Below are 15,819 nucleotides of genomic sequence, written 5' to 3' on the forward strand. Positions count from 1 at the left end.
GGTTCCTTGAGGGTGCAGTGGCGAAGGTGTGTGAAGGGGGCTGGGGTCGGGTGCCTGTGGACCAGGTTGGTTTGCCGCGCTGGTCAGGACAAGGCCGCTGCCCCGGTTTCCAGGGAGCTGGTGCTTTGAAGGCGGTGGCGCACGCGCTCCAGGTAGTCGGCCCGCACGCGGCGGGCCGCATAGTCGCGCGGCGCACTGCGCAGCAACTGCTCCCAGGCCTCGACGCGCCGTTTTTCTGACTGCTGGTGGCACTGCGCCAGCACCACGGGCGTGGGGGGCAGGGCCTGGGCCTCGGTCATGCATTCGTAGCCGTAGTAGTGCATGGTTTCCCACGCTAGGCTTTCGATGGTCTCGATCTCATGGGGCTGTAGCTGGGTCTTGAACTTGTCCTTGTTGGCTGGCAGTGGGGCAAAGCAGTTGGACTCCCACAGGGCGGACATGCGGGACAGGTCTTGCGCCTCTTGCGATGCCGCGATGTCCAGCATCTGCGGCAGGAACTCGATGCCGATGAACTGGCAGATGCGCCGCAGCGTGTGTTCCTGGTCGCCCAGGAAGTCTTCGTAGCGGATGGTGAGCACGCGGTCCGGGTAGCGCAATGCCAGTGCGCGGCCTGTGGCGTGGGCCTTGACCCAGGCCAGGGCGTTGAGTGTGGTGTCGAAGTCGTGAATGATCGCCCGGTTCATCGAAGCCACCTGCGCCCGGGGGTCGCGGACCACGTTCAGAAAACGCATTTCCGGAAACAGGGCCATCAGGTCGTGGGCGTAGTGGACGCTGTCGAGCGACTTGTCCATGGCCACGCTGGCTCCGTGCTGCTCCGCGCTGCGCAGCAGCAGCTCCCACACAATGCGGTGCACGCTGCGGGGTTCGTTCTTCAGCGCGGTGAAGATCTCCTCGGCGTCGAAATGCACCCCCGGCCACTTCACCATGCTGGATTGCTGCAGTCCCACCACGTCCTTGACCATCTGCCGGTACGCGCTGTCATCGCGCAGGTCGCCATACAGCGGCACCAGGGGCATGAAGTCCACGATGTGCAGGGGGTAGGGGGAGTGGAACTGTGGGCTGGCGTTCAGGCGCAGGCGCAGTGCATGGCTGCCGCAGCGCCGCAGCGGAATCATCAACAGCGGAAGCGGGCGTGTAGTGCGGGTTGGCTGGTTCATGGTGTGTCTGACTCCAGGTGCGCGAAGAACTCGTTGATGAAGCGATCCATATCCTGGTCGGGCAGCCGGTCGATGCCGCCCGCGCCATGGCGACCGCCACCCGCCGGGTAGCGGCTGCAGAAAATGTCGGCACGGCTGGCGCTGGCGCTGCCGATGCGCAGGTTGACCAGAAAGTCGCCGTCCGAACGGGGCGTGAGCACGACGACCGAACGCCCGTTGTTGCGCGCCACCAGCTGGTTGGCCAGGGTGCCGCACAGACGCCGGGCCCATGCGCGGTCGGGCAGCACGTACACGGTGGCCCTGTCGTTGGCGGTGTAGGGGGCCAGGTCCTGCACGGCCTGCTGGTCGCTGGCATGGCCTTCTTGCAGGCGGCGGAATTCGTAGGCCTTGGCCATGAAGTCGAGCGGGCTTTCAAAGCGATGGAGTGACCGGTACAGCTGCACGGGGCAAAAGTGCAGGTCTTCGCGGCTTTCGCCATAGGCGTTGTAGTTGAGCAGGTAGCCCAGCTGCGCCAGCGCACCGCGTGTGGCCGCCGTGCAGCCATGCTCGCGCGCCATGCGGTCGGCCACGGCGTCCAGGTTGTCACCGTAGGCCGCCACGATGGCCCACTGGCGCAAAACGCCGCCCAGGTGGCGGTCTACCAGGATGCTGGTGCAGACGTCCAGGCCGGTGTCAATGTGGGCGGTGAGCTGCGGGTGGCGAAAAAGGGTTTTTGCGCTGTGGTGGTCGAAATAAGTCACGTTGCCGCCGCCATTGAGAACCCGGCACACACCCTGCGCGTTGCGGTCCCACGAGATGTCGAGCGCCGTCACCTGCAGTGGCCGCCCCGAGGGCAGCTGGTCGAACAGGGCAATGTCCCGTTTCACCCCGCTGATAAGAAAGCTGTCGCGGGGCTCTACCAGGCGCAGCTGGTGCAGGGCACACAGCCCGTCGGCATCACCGTTGAAGAGGTCATAGGCGTGCACCCCATGGGCCGTGGGGGCTGGCGCCGGGGCGGAGACTGGGGCGTGGTCGGTAGACATGGAAAGAAACGTGCAAAAAAGACAGCCCTAGCGGATGTACCCGCGCTGGCGCAGGAGCGCGAGCACCTGGGCGCAGGCATCGGGCAGGCTCAGGTGGGCGGTGTCGATGCTGAAATCAGGCGATTCGGGTGCCTCGTAGGGGGCGGAAACCCCTGTGAACTGTGGGATGTGCCCCGCTCGCGCCAGGGTGTACAGGCCCTTGGGATCGCGGCCCTCGCACACGTTGAGCGGGGTGCTCACATGCACCTCCAGAAAGCGGTGTTCTCCGATGAGCGCACGGGCCATGGCACGGTCGCTGCGCTGGGGAGAGATGAGTGCGGTGAACACCATCAGCCCGGCGTCGTTCATGAGGGCGGCGACTTCGGCCACGCGCCGAATGTTTTCCGAGCGCTCGGCGGCGCTGAAACCGAGGTCGCGGTTGAGCCGGTGCCGCAGGTTGTCTCCGTCCAGCACAAAACTCGCAAACCCGAGCCCATGCAGTTCTTCCTCCAGCGCATAGGCCAGGGTGGACTTGCCCGCGCCGCTCAGGCCGGTGAGCCAGAGGGTGACGGGGCGCTGCTGCAGCAGGTCCTCGCGCAGGGGACCTGTCACCCGTCCGGCATGCGGGATCACCACCCGCAGGCCGTGGGGCGTCAGGCCTGGAGAGGCAGCCGCAGCCGCAGGGGTCGGGCCCTGGGCCGGGTGCTGGAGCGAGGAAGGCTGCGGGATGGGCATGTCAGGCAAAGGCTGTGGGCGGCGAGCGTGTCAGCAGGCGGTTTCGTGTTGTCACTTGCACCGAATGGAGCAGGCAAAAAGCGGATGGCCCTGGACCACGGTGGGCGGGCCCAGGCGATGCGATTCAAAACCCGTGCGGCGCAGCAGGCGCTCCACCCCCAGTGGCGAGACAGTGACCATGCGCTGGGCTCCGTGGGCCATGGCGCACCGGCTGGCCGCCTGCAGCAGGCCGGTGGTGATGGGCGAGGAGAACTGGTCGAGCGCAGAGCCCGTGGGGCCTGAAAAATCCATGGATGCAAAGCGGGACAGCTCCCACACCTCCGGCGCGTCGGGGGCCGGGGCACCGTTGAGCAGTTGCGGAAACACCTCGGCCAGCAGGTAGGGGCGGGTGGTGGGTAGAAGCCGGGCGGTGCCGATGACCTCGCCGTCTTCGTTCTGGGCGATGACGTAGACGGTGTCGTCCCGGTCGAACTGGTCCAGCTCCAGGGCATCGCGGCAGTGCAGCTGCCAGCCCAGTTTTTCCACAAAAACGCGGTGCCGGTACCGGGCCATGCGGGTCATCAGTGGTGGACGCAGTTCCGCAGAGCAGCCAGAGGTGATGCGCATCGGAGATTCCCTCATGAGTTTTCCCCATTAGAAAATCACCCGAAAATATTTGTAACTACCAACTCTGGTAGGTGTTGCCTGACCCCGTCCCTCTCAAAATCAACTCGCCAAAGGGCTTCAATGCCGCCAGAATGTGGAAAAACGTAACGGCGGTTGATGGTGCGTAATTCGCATGCGGATGGTCAGTCTCTGTGGGGTGGTGCTCGGTGTTGGAGTCCTATGACAAGCTGGCAAGAAGATCTTTTGGGGGTGATGGACCGCGCGCAGTCTGAGCAAGAGGTTTTTTGCAAAATCGAGCTTGCTGCGCACGCTTTAGGGTTTGAGTACTGCGCCTATGGCCTGCGGGTACCCATGCCCCTGTCCAACCCAAAGACCATTTTCTTGAACAACTACCCGCCGGCCTGGCAGGAGCGGTATGTGCAGCAGGGCTATGTGCAGGTGGACCCCACGGTGCAGCATGGGTGCCGCAAGCAGACCCCGCTGGTCTGGTCAGACGACGTGTTTGCATCAGCCCAGGATTTCTGGGAGGACGCGCGATCGTTTGGCCTGCGCTTTGGATGGGCGCAATCGTGCATTGATGGGGGCGGGGTGCGCGGCATGCTGACGCTGGCGCGTTCGTCCGATGCCCTGACACCCGACGAGATTGCCCACAGCGAGATGAAGATGCGCTGGCTGGCGCACATTGCGCACCTGATCCTGTCGCGCATCTTTACGACACGCCAGGCCGAAGAGATGCAGCCGCATCTGACGGCCAGAGAAATCGAGGTGCTCAAATGGACCGCCGACGGCAAGACCTCTGCCGACATCTCCTCGCTGCTGGATGTGTCGGAAAACACCGTGAACTTCCACGTCAAGAATGCCGTGACCAAACTGCAAACCACCAACAAGACGGCTGCCACCGTGCGTGCCGCCATGCTGGGGTTGCTGGGCTGATGCAGCGGCCCGGGGGCGCTGTAGGCCCTTGCGCACAGCCAGACCGCACCAAGCTGGGATGGGCCGCAACCTGGGCGGCCTGTGGGGAGCGGGCGTGAACGCCATGCAGGTGTCGCCGGATGGCCTGCTGCGCCTGTCGATTGACGAGTTGCTGTCCCTGCCCATCCACCATCTGATGTCAGCGGTAGACCTGGACCTGGTGGTGCCGCGCACCGCAGTGTGCGGCTGCGAAACCACCATCAGCGGCTATACCGAATGGGTGAGCGCGTCCTGCCCCGTGGTTTCCATTGGCTGGGACTGGCACATCAGTCTCTGGACAGCGCAACGGCCCTTTGCCTGGGCACGGCTGGGCCAGCCCCGCAGCAACGTGATGCTGGTGTATTCCACGGGCAACGACACCGGGTGGCACAAGAACCTGGAACTGCTGTCCACGGTGGTGGACGCTTTGCCCTGGCAGGAGCAATTGAGCCATTCGGTGACGGCCCTGCTGCCCAGTCATTGAGTATGGTTTGCTATTAAAAATATAGCTGTAGATGACACCCTTCAAGCGCTGGGTGGCAAAAACCTTCAAAAATCAGCTGCCAGCGCCCACCGCATGGCCTGCCCGGTGGTGGGGTGGGCCAAGGCCAGTTCCCCGGCATGCAGCAGCAGGCGTGGCGCCTGGGCCTGGGTGGCGGCATTGGCGTACAGCGCGTCTCCCAGGATCGGGTGGCCCAGGGCGGCCAGATGCACGCGCAGTTGGTGCGTGCGGCCAGTGACGGGTTCGAGCTCGACCCGCGTGGTTCCTGCCGCCGTGTTGTGGTCCAGGGGGCGCCAGCGGGTGTGGCTGGGCTTGCCGTGCTCTGCATCAATCACGCGCAGGGGGCGTCGCTCCCAGTCGGCAGCGATGGGCAGATGGATGTCTGCCCAGGAGCCGGGCGGTTCGGCCACCAGGCCTTGCACGATCGCGACGTAGCGCTTGTGAATCTGCCGCTGTTCGAACGCCAGGCTCAGGCGCCGTTGTACATCGGCATGCCGGGCCATGAGCACCAGGCCTGAGGTGGCCTGGTCCAGCCGGTGCACGATGAGTGCGCCGGGCCAGTGCTGCTGAGCGCGGGCACTCAGACAGTCTTGCTTGTCGGGGCCGCGCCCTGGTATGCACAGCAGGCCTGAGGGCTTGCAGAGCACGAGCAGGTCGGCATCCTCATGCAGTGCCACCGGGGCGGGTAGGCCAGCAGTGTCCGCAGCCAGCGCGCTGGTTTCAGCCTGCGGCATGGCTGTCGCCGCCCACCAGGCGCTGCACGGTGGCGCAAAGCTCTTCCACGTCGTTGGGCTTGTGAATCAATGCCTGCGCGCCTTCGGCCAGCGCAGCCTGTTCGATTTCGGCCGTGACGTAGCCCGAGGCCAGGGCCACGGGCAGGTCGGGGCGGATCAGGCGGGCTTCGCGCACCAGGTCCACTCCACAGAAGCCGGGCATGTTGTAGTCGGTGACCAGCAGGTCAAAGGCCTGCGGGGCAGCGCGAAGCGCGGCAGTGGCCTCGTGCGGGTCGGTGTAGCCGCTGACCTCATAGCCCCGGCGGCGCAGCAGGCGCTGAACCAGAAACACCAGGGCCTGGTCATCGTCCACGTACATCACGTGGTGCTTCTTGCGCGGTGCGCTGCCGGGGGTATCGGTGGCGGGAGGCGTCGAGGGTGCGGAGGATGCTGGTGCGGCCTGCACCGCTTGAGTGGGCTGCGCATCCAGGGTGCTTTGCGCCGCGCTGTGGGCGACCGGAAAGTACAACGTGAACCGGCTGCCCTGGCCGGGGGCACTGTGCACGTCCACGCCGCCTTCATGTGTGCGCATCACGCCGTGCACCACCGCCAGGCCGAGGCCTGTGCCCTGGCCCACGGGCTTGGTGGTGAAGAAGGGCTCGAAGATGCGTTCCAGCGTGGCAGCGTCCATGCCGGGGCCACTGTCGCGCACGGTCAGTGCGACATAGTCCACGGGGGCCAGGCCCAGCCGTTCGCTCAGGCGCTGGTCGGGCTGCACGGCAGCGGCTTCCACATGGATGCTGCCGCGCTCGGTGCCTTGGCTCTGGATGGCGTGAACCGCATTGGTGCACAGGTTGAGCAGGGCCTGCTCGACCTGCGTGGCATCGGCCAGCACGGGGGGCAGGCCTGCTTGCAACTGCATGTGCAGCTCGATGGCGGGGGGCAGGGTGACGCGCAGCAGGCGTTCGGTGTCGTGCACCACTTCGGCCAACGACACTGCGGAGCGCTGCGGTGGCTCGTTGCGGCTGAAGGTGAGGATCTGGCGCACCAGGTCGCGCGCACGCCGACCGGCCTTGTCGATCTCCATCAGGCTTTCCAGCACGGGCGAACCTGCTGCACAGTCGGCCTTGGCCAGTTCGACATTGCCCAGGATCGCGCCCAGGATGTTGTTGAAGTCGTGAGCAATGCCGCCCGCCATGGTGCCCACGGCCTGCATCTTGTGCGACTCGCGCAGCTGGGCTTCCAGCTCGCTGCGGTGCGCCTCGGCCTTCTTGCGGCCGGTCAGGTCGCGGGCGAACACGGTGGTGGTTTCGCCCTCGGCATGGCGCTCGAACGACACGCTCACCTCTACCGCCAGTTCCTTGCCGCTGGCGGTCAACGCCGTCATCTCGCCCAGCAGGGCCTGGGTGGTGAGCTGGGCAAACGCCAGCGCCTGCGCCGCATCGGGCAAAAAGCGGTCCAGCGTACTGCCCAGCGCGTCGCTGGCGCTGCACTGGAACAGCGCTGCCGCCGTAGGGTTGAACACGGTGATGCGCTGGTGCTGGTCCACGCAAATGATGGCGTCCAGCGCGGAGTTGATGATGGCCTCCAGCCGCTTCTCACTGGCGCGGATCTGTTCGTTGCGCTGCTGCAGGGTGATGGCGCTGTGCTGTAGCGCCTGGCGCTCGGCCAGCAGTGGGCCTTGGTCGATCACTGCACACAGAAACTGCGACAGGGGGGGACCACTGCTTTGCGGGGCCTCAATGTGCGCGATGTGCAGGTCGCCCGTGATGGGCGTATCTGCATTGATGGAAAAAACGACCTCCTTGACCTCGCTGCGGCCCAGGTCCTGCGCCAGCGCGAAGGCCTCGCGCACGCGCCGGGCGTCCTGCGGGCGCACAAAGGGCATCAGTGCCGTGAGCGGGCGGTCGCGTTCGGTGGGCTGGAACGAGCGGTGCGCCATCGAGTTGGCCTGCACCACCATGTCGTGTTCGTCCACCACCATGAGGGCCAGCGGCACACTGGCAAACAGGGTCTCGAAGCGTTCGTAGGCGCTTTCCGCCACGGTCTGGCTGTAGCGCAGGACCTTGTTCTGGCTCTCCAGCTCTGCCTGGTAGGCGCGCAGCTCAGCCACCAGGCCCTCGGCTCCTGTGCTGGGGGGCGTGGCACGCGGGGTGGGTGTCCCGGGCGCGTGACCTGTGGGAGCGGGCTGCCGCCCCGCAGGGTCCAGAAACGACAGGTCGGGTTCACTCATGGGAGGGGCGCGGCCAGGGGTTTTGGCGCGAGGAAAGTGCGCGCGCTGCGCAATGCTGTGGGCCAGAAAGCATGGCCACGAGTGTACGCCCGCAAGCCTGCGGATCCTGCAGGCCCCGGGGGCTCGTACACGCAGAGACCGGGGTGAACGGCTTCAGCGCCTCTTTCAAGGGGCGATTGTTGATCAATTGCGAACAATCCTTTTCTCTCACGGGGCTTACCGAAGGAGATTCGGATCCCTACAGTTCCACCATCCCGCATTTTTTGGATCCAACCCGATCGCTACTGACTGTCAGGAATTTTTGCCATGAACCCCATCGACGACACCTCCCTTGCCCAACCCCTGCTGAACAAACTGCAATGGCGCTATGCCGCCAAGAAGATGAACCCCGCCAAGGCGGTTCCGCAGGAGAAGGTGGAGCGCATTCTCGAAGCCGCGCGCCTGGCGCCCACCTCCAGTGGCCTGCAGCCCTTTGAAATCATCGTGGTGACCGATCCCGCTGTGCGCGCCAAGATCCAGCCCATCGCCTGGAACCAGGCCCAGATCACCGACGGCTCGCACCTGCTGGTGTTTGCTGCATGGGACAACTACACGGCCGACCGCATCAACATGATGTTCGATCTGACCAATGACCAGCGTGGCTTCAAGAACGAAGGCTGGGAAAACTACCGCCAGATGCTGCTGAACAGCTACCCCCAGCGCGATGCCGAGGTGAACTTCCAGCACGCAGCCCGCCAAGCCTACATTGGCATGAGTGCCGCACTGATTGCCGCTGCGTTTGAAGAGGTGGACTCCACCCCCATGGAAGGCTTTGACCCCAACGCGCTCGATGAGATCCTGGGCCTTCGGGCACGTGGCCTGCGCAGCGTGTCGATCCTGCCGCTGGGTTACCGCGCCGATGAAGGCGACTGGCTGGTGAACCTGAAGAAGGTGCGCCGCCCCCGCGAGCAGTTCGTGACTGAAGTCTGAGGATCTCCTCCTAAGGCACAAAAAAAGGCTGGACGGTGGTCCAGCCTTTTTTGCGTGGGGAGCCTCAGCGTGTGGCGGGTGCTGCATCCGTCACGCGGCGCATGGGCGTCAGTACAAAAGCCAGCGCGGCCAGCACCACCAGCGTACCTCCGCTGGCCGCAAACAGCTGGGTCAGCGTGATGCTTTTCATCACCCAGCCCGTGATGGCTGCGGAGATGGGGGCCAGGCCCATGAAGATGAACATGAACAGGCTCATCGCCCGGCCAATCAGGGCCGGTGGCACACGTTGCTGGATCCAGGTGAACACGCTCACCTGCATGAAGCCGCCGAGCAGGCCGATGACCAGCATCAGCGTTGCACCCTGCCACACGGCCGTGATCAGCCCCAGAGGCATGAACAGTACACCGATGATGGCGTCGAACGCCAGGATGGTCATGCCCAGGCTGCCAAAACGCAGCCTCGGCAACATGCCCGACACCACCATGCCCAGGAGCGTGCCCGCGCCATGGGCGCCCACCATGGTGCCGAACGCGGCCGCGCCCAGCGCTGGCGTGCTGCTGGCCAGCACGGGGATGGCGATGTGGATGGGGCCCATGATGAACAGGGCGATGGCGCTCCAGTAGAGAAAGCAGGTGCGCAGTTCTCCATCGCGCCAGAAGTGAACGAGGCCCTGCGCCACCGATGCCAGCACCGCCTGGGGTGCGGCAGCCGGGGCCGAGTTGCCTGCATGGGTCTGCACCTTGGACAGCGTCCAGGCGGACACCGCAAAGCTCAGGGCATCCAGCGCGAAGGCCAGGCCGATGCCGGTGGCGTTGGCATGGGCCGGTGCACTGGCGACTTCTTTGACTGCGTCGCCCGCACCAAACAGCGCAATGAGCAGCCCTGCCAGCAGGGGCCCAAGGAACATGGTCAGCTGGCGCAGGCCCAGGCTGATGCCGTTGGCGGCCTGCAACTGCGAGCGCGCCACCACGTGCGGCATCATGGCCGTGCCAGCAGGAATGCTGAAGGCCGTGGCCAGGCCAATGCCCAGCGACAGCGCATACACCATCCACAGCGTCAGGGTGCCTGCAAGCACCAGCCCCGCCAGCACGGCCAGCAGCACCAGGTTGATGTATTTGGTGATCATCAGCACCTGCTTGGGCGAGTGGCGGTCTACCAGTGCACCGCCGATCAGGATGAACAGTGCGCGCGGCACGCTGATGAGGGCCAGCACGGTGCCCAGCACCAGGGTGTCGCCCGTCATCTGCAGCACCAGCCAGGGCAGTGCAATCAGCGTGAACTGGTCGCCCAGCATGGACAGGAAGGAGCCGCTCGTCATCCAGCGAAAGTTGGGGTCCTTGAACAGCGCGGCGCGCGGGTCCTGGGGGGCGCTCTTTGGGTGGGGGGGCGAAGGGTGATGGGGCATTTCAGGTCGCATGAACAGAGTCTCCAAAAGATTTGCGGGTGTGCCGGCGCCCGTTGAGCCACTGGCTCACGGCGGTGAATCGCACGCACAGGTGGTAGCTGGCCAGGCACAGGGCCGTGGTGGCCAGCACGTTGAGAGCCATCTTGGCCAGGACGGGAATCGGCACGCCATACAGCAGCGCGCCAAAACCAATCGTCAGCGGCAGGTGCACGAGGTACACCCAGTACGAGCTGTCGGCCAGGTAGGCCAGCCAGGCACGGGGCTGGCCGACGTGGCGCAGAAAGAGTCCGATCAGCGCAAAGCTCCACAACCAGGACGCGGCGTTGTAAGCCAGTGCCATCCAGAACTGCAGGTGCCGGGTGGCAGAGACGGGCTCGGCCAGGATCTCGGTGAAGGCACCGGTGACCAGGACCAGAGCAAAGGCCGAAGCCTCAGGCTGGGCCAGCACTTCCGACAAGAATGCAGTGATCAGGAAGCAAACGAGCCCCAGGCCCGCCAGCACGGGCCAATGCCTTGCGTAGCGCACCATCAAGTCCCTGCGCTGCGTGTACAGGCACAGCCCGAATCCGTAGAAAAGCCCGTTGTGGAGCCATTCCGCCAAGGGAGGCAGAAAGGAACCGCTGGGCGTGACGATTCCGTGGTCGTAGTGGGCGCCGATCCAGGCGAGTGGAAGGGTGAGCGCCACAACGCCCAGGGCCGAACCGCCCAGCCAGGCGGCGAAGCGCCCCAGGGCTTTTTGCACGCCGCCAGGCAGCGCACGTGCCGCAGCCCACACCACAGGCGTGAACACGGCCAGCCACAGCAGCATCCACAGAAACCACAGGTGCATGGTCGGTGGGCCTTTGGGTACGTTGGGGCCGTGGGGCAGCAGGCTGCGGTCTACGCCCCAGGTGCCATGGGCCATGCGGTGCAGGAACAACAGGCCCAGCAGGGTGCTGACCGCCAACAAGGGCGGCCAGAACACCACAAAAGGCAGGCCCAGGCGGCGCAGCCGGTTGCGCACCATGCCCGCCAGCCCTCGGTGCTGCACCAGTGCCGACACAAAAAAACCGGCCAGGATAAAAAACAGGGGCATGCGGAACGCATGGATCACCGCCACCAGCAAGTCGGCCACCGACGTGGACAAATCGTCGTGCCAGGGCAGGGGAGACGGCCGGCTCATGTAAATGACCGAAACATGCAGCACGATGCCCAGCCACATCATGGCGGCGCGCAGATTGTCCAGGGCATGCAGTTTGCGGCCCGGGGCGGCGGATTCTGGGGTGTGAGTCGGTCCATTCATAGGGACCGACTGTGAAGCCTCACGTTGCGTGAGGGTCAAGCACTTTTCTGACTTTTTGGGGCGGTGCTGTTGTCAGCGGTGTGGGGATACCACAGCAGCCGCAGGTGCTGGCATTGCGTGCGCCAGCGCTGCCTGCAGATAGGCGCGCACGGGAGCACTCAGGGGCGAGCCTGCCTGCAGCAGCGGTTCATTGGCGGAGGCCATAAGCAGCTTTTGGCGCAACTCGGGGCTGCGCCGCGTGAGTGTGTCGAACAGTGCGTTCCAGCGCAAAGCGGCAGCCACCGCATCGGGGTGGTGGGGAGGAAGGGCGCGGGCCAGAAGCTGCTGAACGTCCTGCTCCAGCGCTGCCCAGTCGGTATGGGGCACATGGCCCAGTGTGCGCAGATCGTTGCGGGTCAGGTACTTTTCCAGCAGCGCCATGCGCAGCTTGATGGCCGTTTCGATGTACTCGATCATTTCACCCGGCGGTGCGTGGTTGCGCCCCTGGGTGCTGGGTTCGGTGCGGAACATATGGCCCCAGCGCTCCAGCAGGTCCAGATCGCCCTTCATCCAGTGCAGCATGAGCGCCATCCAGCGGTAGGCCAGCGCCTGCACCTCGGGTGTGTCGGGTGCCAGTTGGCGGTCCATGGCACTGCGCACCAGGTCTTTGACGATCAGCCAGTCAGCCTCAATGAGGTTCCAGTTCTGAAAGATGTGCTTGAGTTCGGCCGAGCTGAAATACTTGCCATAGGTCGTCATCAGCGCCAGGGCCTCCAGCCAGTTGCCCATGTCTGGCTCGGCACCGGCCATCAGGCCGTCCCTCAGCATGGTCAGGCGTCCGCGCAGTTCGGTGGCCTGCGCGATTTGCTGGTCCAGCGAGCGGATCTGCTGCCCGATGATGCGTTCGGGGGCCATGCCGTCACCCGCCAGCAGCGCCCCGATGTCGCTGAGCGCCAGGCCCATCTGGCGCATGGTCTGGATGCCGTGCAGTCGCTGCACATCGGCCTGGCTGTAGAGGCGGTAGCCCGCCTCGGACCGGCCTGAAGGCTTGAGCAGCCCGATCTCGTCATAGTGGTGAAGCGTGCGCACCGTCAGGCCGGTGCGCCGCGCGAGATCACCGACCTTGAGCAGCATGGGGTCAGCGGCCGATGGAGATGAGTTCGATCTCGAAGTTGAGCGTGGCATTGGGTGGGATCACGCCACCGGCTCCCCGGGCGCCGTAAGCGATGGAGGGGGGGCAGGTCAGCTTGGCCTTGCCACCCGGCTTCATGCGTTGCACGCCTTCGGTCCAGCAGGGGATCACGCCGTTGAGCGGGAACGACGTCGGCTCGCCGCGCTTGTAGGAGCTGTCGAACTCCTTGCCGTCCAGAAACATGCCTTTGTAGTGCACCTTGACGGTGTCGGTGGCCTTGGGCGAATCGCCGGTGCCGTCCTTGAGCGATTCATAAACCAGGCCACTGGCCGTGGTGACGGGGCCTGCGGCCTGGGCAGAGGCAAAGGGGGCAGCCAGAAGGCCAATGAGCACAAGGGCGGAAGAAATGCGCACGGGGAGTCCTTGAAACAAAAAAGAAAGGGGGAAAAGTCAGAACGCCATTTTGCTCGTCAGCAATGGTTGGGCTGCGAGCGGCGCGCCAGTGTAAAGGGCTTGGCGCCTTGGCTGGTGCCAATCCACTGTGGGCGCGTTAACCAACGTTAATGCGCAGCGGCATGCGGATGGCAACACTGCAGCTGCGGCCAATGGGAGCCGAGTGCTTGTTTTTGCGGAGATGACGGATGCGTTCATTCAACGGCCACAGCGGACTGGCTCGGAGGACTTTTTTGGGGGGGCTTGCGACGGGGGGCGTGGGTATGGCGGCGGCGCAGGCAGCGCCGCCACAGCCACTGGCCGCCCGCTTGCCCGATGCGATGACCCGCCCCGGTGGGGCCGATCTGCCGTACGGCCTGCCCGCAGCACAGGAGGCGCAGGTGGAGCGGACCTTGTCCACTGCGGCAGGCTTTCCGGTGTGGCGCACGCCGTTGCAGCACCAGCGCGGCATCATCACCCCCAGCGGCCTGCACTTTGCCGTGCACCACAACGGCGTGCCCGACATTGCGCCGGAGCGCCACACACTGAAGGTGCATGGGCTGGTGCACAAACCGCTGCGCTTTGACTTGGAACGCCTGCTGCGCTACCCCATGGTCAGCCGCGTGCATTTTCTGGAATGCGCGGGCAACTCAGCCGCCAACGCGCTATCGCCCACGGCTCTGGACCAGACGCTGGGCGAGATTGCGGGCGAGGTGTCGTGTTCGGAGTGGACGGGCGTGCCGCTGGCCTATCTGCTGAACGAAGCGGGGGTGAAGGACAGTGCCCAGTGGGTGGTGGCCGAAGGCGCCGACGGTGGATCGCACAGCCGCAGCCTGCCCCTGAAGGCCTTGCTGGAGCACGGCATGGTGGCGCTGTACCAGAACGGAGAGCGGCTGCGGCCTTCACAGGGCTACCCCATGCGCCTGTTCATGCCGGGCTGGGAGGGCAACGTCAACGTGAAATGGCTGCACCGGCTCGAAGTGACCGACGCGCCCGCCTACACCAAGGACGAGTCGGGTCTGTACACGCAAGTGCTGGCCGATGGACGGATCGAGCGCTTCGCGTTCCACATGGAGGTGAAGTCGGTGATCACGCACCCCTCCGGCCAGCAGCGTTTGCCTGAGCCCCATGGGTTTTGCGAAATCACTGGTCTGGCCTGGTCGGGCCGGGGGCGCATAGCGCGTGTGGATGTGTCCGTGGACGGAGGTCGCACCTGGGCTGCGGCGCAGCTGCACGGCCCGGTACTGGACCGGGCCTTTACGCGCTTCACGCTGCCCTGGCAGTGGAACGGCCGCAAGGCCGACCTGATGAGCCGCGCCACGGACGAGCATGGTCGTACACAGCCACTGCGCAGTGAATGGAAGCGGCGCTATGCCATGCACTCGTTCAACCACTACAACGCGGTGCAGGCCTGGCGCGTGCAGGCCGATGGCCGCGTGGAGAACGTCTATGCGTGAAGACCTGTGCAGCCAGTTGCTGCCCGCAGGACGCGCCACCCTGCGGCGGGGCGTGGCCGTGGCGATGGTGGTGGGACTGCTGAGTGCAGGCAGAGCCAGCGAAGCCCAGACGCCATCCGCTGCGGCTACTGCACCAGCAGCGCCGCCAGTTGTCATCGGCTTAGGCCAGCCGCTCTCGCCTGCCGACATCGATCGCTATGCCATCACCGTCTTCCCCAACGGCCGCAATCTGCCACCGGGCCGGGGCAGCGTGGAGCAGGGCGCGCGGCTGTATGCCATGCACTGTGCCGCCTGCCACGGCGCACAGGGCATCGAAGGGCCTGCCGCACGGCTGGCGGGCACATATGGTTTTATCGGCTGGAGCGACCCGCTGCGCCCCCTGCGCGTGCGCAAGTACCCGCTGCAGGTGTTGTCGGTGGGCGCGATGTGGCCTTATGCCACGACGGTGTTCGACTATGTGCGCCGGGGCATGCCGATGCACGCGCCCAAGAGCCTGACCGATAACGAGGTGTACGGCATCACCGCGCACCTGCTGCATCTGAACGGGTTGGTGGCAGGTGACGCCGTCATGGACAAGGAAAAATTGCCCCAGGTGGTGATGCCAGGGCGGGATCGCACGGTCAGCGCGTGGCCACAGGAACGCTGAATATTCTCAAACGCCGCGTGACGCTTCCAGCATGCCCAGCCGTGCCCGGATGCGTGATAGCGATACCGGCGAGATGCCCAGGTAGCTGGCCACATGGTGCTGCGGCAGGTGGGGCGTCAAATCACCGTGTGTAGCGAGAAAAGATTGGTAGCGCACCTCGGGCGGGTGGCTCAACAACTCGGCTTCGCGCTGTGCGTGCTGCTGAAACACATAGCCCAGGGCCTCTTCCAGCAAGGGGCCGATGTGGGCAAAGCTGCGTTGCCACTGCTGCAAGGTGGCATAGGTCAGCTCCACAGCCTCTACCGGTGCCAGGGCCTCGATGGCATAAGGGCTGGGCAGCGCCAGAGGCGGCAGGTTGCCAGCCACCCAGCTGCCGGTGCCGTGAAACGACCGGTTGCGTTCGGTACCTTGTTCGTTCAGGTAAAACAGCCGAACCACACCGCTGCGCACCTGCCAGCAGCGCGTGCTGGTCTCGCCCGCGGGCTGCAGCAGCGTGCCTGCGCCGAACTGACGGCGAGGCAGGGCCTGCCACAGAGCGGCCAGGGCAGGTTCAGACCGGACCAGCGCGTCCAGCGCAGGCGGCTGGCAGACAGTGCAGGCGCTGGTGGTCGAGGTCACT

16 protein-coding genes are annotated in these 15,819 nt (G+C 65.4%); 5 read left to right on the forward strand and 11 right to left on the reverse strand.

The genetic code is table 11. From position 1 onward, the window contains the following. Window positions 1-83: 83 nt before the first annotated feature. Genes KW832_RS09720 through KW832_RS09735 form a run of 4 tightly spaced genes read right to left on the reverse strand, consistent with a single transcriptional unit; the run spans window position 84 to window position 3,499 of the window. Window positions 84-1,157 (reverse strand): sulfotransferase, encoded by a 1,074-nt coding sequence (locus KW832_RS09720; protein ID WP_218299699.1) that lies wholly within the window; start codon window positions 1,155-1,157, stop codon window positions 84-86. Further along, a complete protein-coding gene (locus KW832_RS09725) occupies window positions 1,154-2,179 on the reverse strand; it encodes a hypothetical protein (RefSeq protein WP_255577600.1) in 1,026 nt (341 codons plus the stop codon). The genes KW832_RS09720 and KW832_RS09725 overlap by 4 nt, the downstream gene beginning before the upstream one ends. A gap of 27 nt (window positions 2,180-2,206) precedes the next feature. Beyond that, window positions 2,207-2,887 (reverse strand): adenylyl-sulfate kinase, encoded by a 681-nt coding sequence (gene cysC / locus KW832_RS09730; protein ID WP_055397584.1) that lies wholly within the window; start codon window positions 2,885-2,887, stop codon window positions 2,207-2,209. 57 nt (window positions 2,888-2,944) lie between these two features. Continuing rightward, the gene (locus KW832_RS09735; protein WP_055397429.1) at window positions 2,945-3,499 is read right to left on the reverse strand and encodes an acyl-homoserine-lactone synthase; all 555 of its coding nucleotides are present in this window, start codon (window positions 3,497-3,499) and stop codon (window positions 2,945-2,947) included. Window positions 3,500-3,718: 219 nt separating this feature from the next. Between KW832_RS09735 and KW832_RS09740 the strand changes: the two genes are divergently transcribed. Continuing rightward, on the forward strand, window positions 3,719-4,432 hold the full coding sequence (locus KW832_RS09740) for an autoinducer binding domain-containing protein (RefSeq protein ID WP_055397427.1): 714 nt from the start codon (window positions 3,719-3,721) through the stop codon (window positions 4,430-4,432). Between the two features lie 58 nt (window positions 4,433-4,490). After that, the gene (locus KW832_RS09745) at window positions 4,491-4,934 is read left to right on the forward strand and encodes a DUF4902 domain-containing protein (RefSeq protein WP_055397425.1); all 444 of its coding nucleotides are present in this window, start codon (window positions 4,491-4,493) and stop codon (window positions 4,932-4,934) included. A 65-nt stretch (window positions 4,935-4,999) separates the two neighbouring features. Here the strand turns inward: KW832_RS09745 and KW832_RS09750 are convergent, their stop codons facing one another. Together KW832_RS09750 and KW832_RS09755 are read right to left on the reverse strand one after the other, a co-directional pair. Next, window positions 5,000-5,686, reverse strand: a complete 687-nt coding sequence (locus tag KW832_RS09750) for an RluA family pseudouridine synthase (RefSeq protein WP_218299700.1) — start codon at window positions 5,684-5,686, stop codon at window positions 5,000-5,002. Continuing rightward, complete coding sequence (locus tag KW832_RS09755) at window positions 5,673-7,898, reverse strand: ATP-binding protein (RefSeq protein WP_121506583.1); 2,226 nt, start codon at window positions 7,896-7,898, stop codon at window positions 5,673-5,675. The genes KW832_RS09750 and KW832_RS09755 overlap by 14 nt, the downstream gene beginning before the upstream one ends. A gap of 306 nt (window positions 7,899-8,204) precedes the next feature. Here KW832_RS09755 and KW832_RS09760 point away from each other — a divergent pair, with 306 nt between their 5' ends. Beyond that, complete coding sequence (locus KW832_RS09760) at window positions 8,205-8,867, forward strand: NAD(P)H-dependent oxidoreductase (RefSeq protein WP_121506582.1); 663 nt, start codon at window positions 8,205-8,207, stop codon at window positions 8,865-8,867. Between the two features lie 64 nt (window positions 8,868-8,931). Here the strand turns inward: KW832_RS09760 and KW832_RS09765 are convergent, their stop codons facing one another. The 4 genes from KW832_RS09765 to KW832_RS09780 all read right to left on the reverse strand — a co-directional run bounded on the left by KW832_RS09765 (window position 8,932) and on the right by KW832_RS09780 (window position 13,073). Next, on the reverse strand, window positions 8,932-10,284 hold the full coding sequence (locus KW832_RS09765; protein WP_370628667.1) for an MFS transporter: 1,353 nt from the start codon (window positions 10,282-10,284) through the stop codon (window positions 8,932-8,934). Beyond that, complete coding sequence (locus KW832_RS09770) at window positions 10,274-11,554, reverse strand: acyltransferase family protein (protein ID WP_176885803.1); 1,281 nt, start codon at window positions 11,552-11,554, stop codon at window positions 10,274-10,276. Before KW832_RS09770 ends, KW832_RS09765 begins: the two co-directional genes overlap by 11 nt. 72 nt (window positions 11,555-11,626) lie before the next feature. Beyond that, window positions 11,627-12,667 carry a MerR family transcriptional regulator gene (locus KW832_RS09775; RefSeq protein WP_176885804.1) on the reverse strand — a complete coding sequence of 347 codons (1,041 nt, stop codon included), beginning with the start codon at window positions 12,665-12,667 and terminating at the stop codon, window positions 11,627-11,629. 4 nt (window positions 12,668-12,671) lie between these two features. Beyond that, window positions 12,672-13,073, reverse strand: a complete 402-nt coding sequence (locus KW832_RS09780) for an FKBP-type peptidyl-prolyl cis-trans isomerase (RefSeq protein ID WP_369801340.1) — start codon at window positions 13,071-13,073, stop codon at window positions 12,672-12,674. A gap of 233 nt (window positions 13,074-13,306) precedes the next feature. On the opposite strand from KW832_RS09780, the gene soxC reads away from it, so the two are divergent. Beyond that, a complete protein-coding gene (soxC, locus tag KW832_RS09785; RefSeq protein ID WP_255577602.1) occupies window positions 13,307-14,554 on the forward strand; it encodes a sulfite dehydrogenase in 1,248 nt (415 codons plus the stop codon). Next, window positions 14,547-15,200, forward strand: coding sequence for a c-type cytochrome (locus tag KW832_RS09790; protein ID WP_255577603.1), 654 nt, complete (start codon window positions 14,547-14,549; stop codon window positions 15,198-15,200). The genes soxC and KW832_RS09790 overlap by 8 nt, the downstream gene beginning before the upstream one ends. A gap of 6 nt (window positions 15,201-15,206) precedes the next feature. Here KW832_RS09790 and KW832_RS09795 read toward each other — a convergent pair whose 3' ends face one another. Further along, window positions 15,207-15,818 carry a Crp/Fnr family transcriptional regulator gene (locus tag KW832_RS09795; protein ID WP_218299701.1) on the reverse strand — a complete coding sequence of 204 codons (612 nt, stop codon included), beginning with the start codon at window positions 15,816-15,818 and terminating at the stop codon, window positions 15,207-15,209. Window position 15,819: the final 1 nt, after the last annotated feature.

The sequence above is a fragment of the Acidovorax sp. sif0632 genome, assembly GCF_019218805.1.
Lineage (GTDB): Bacteria > Pseudomonadota > Gammaproteobacteria > Burkholderiales > Burkholderiaceae_C > Acidovorax > Acidovorax facilis.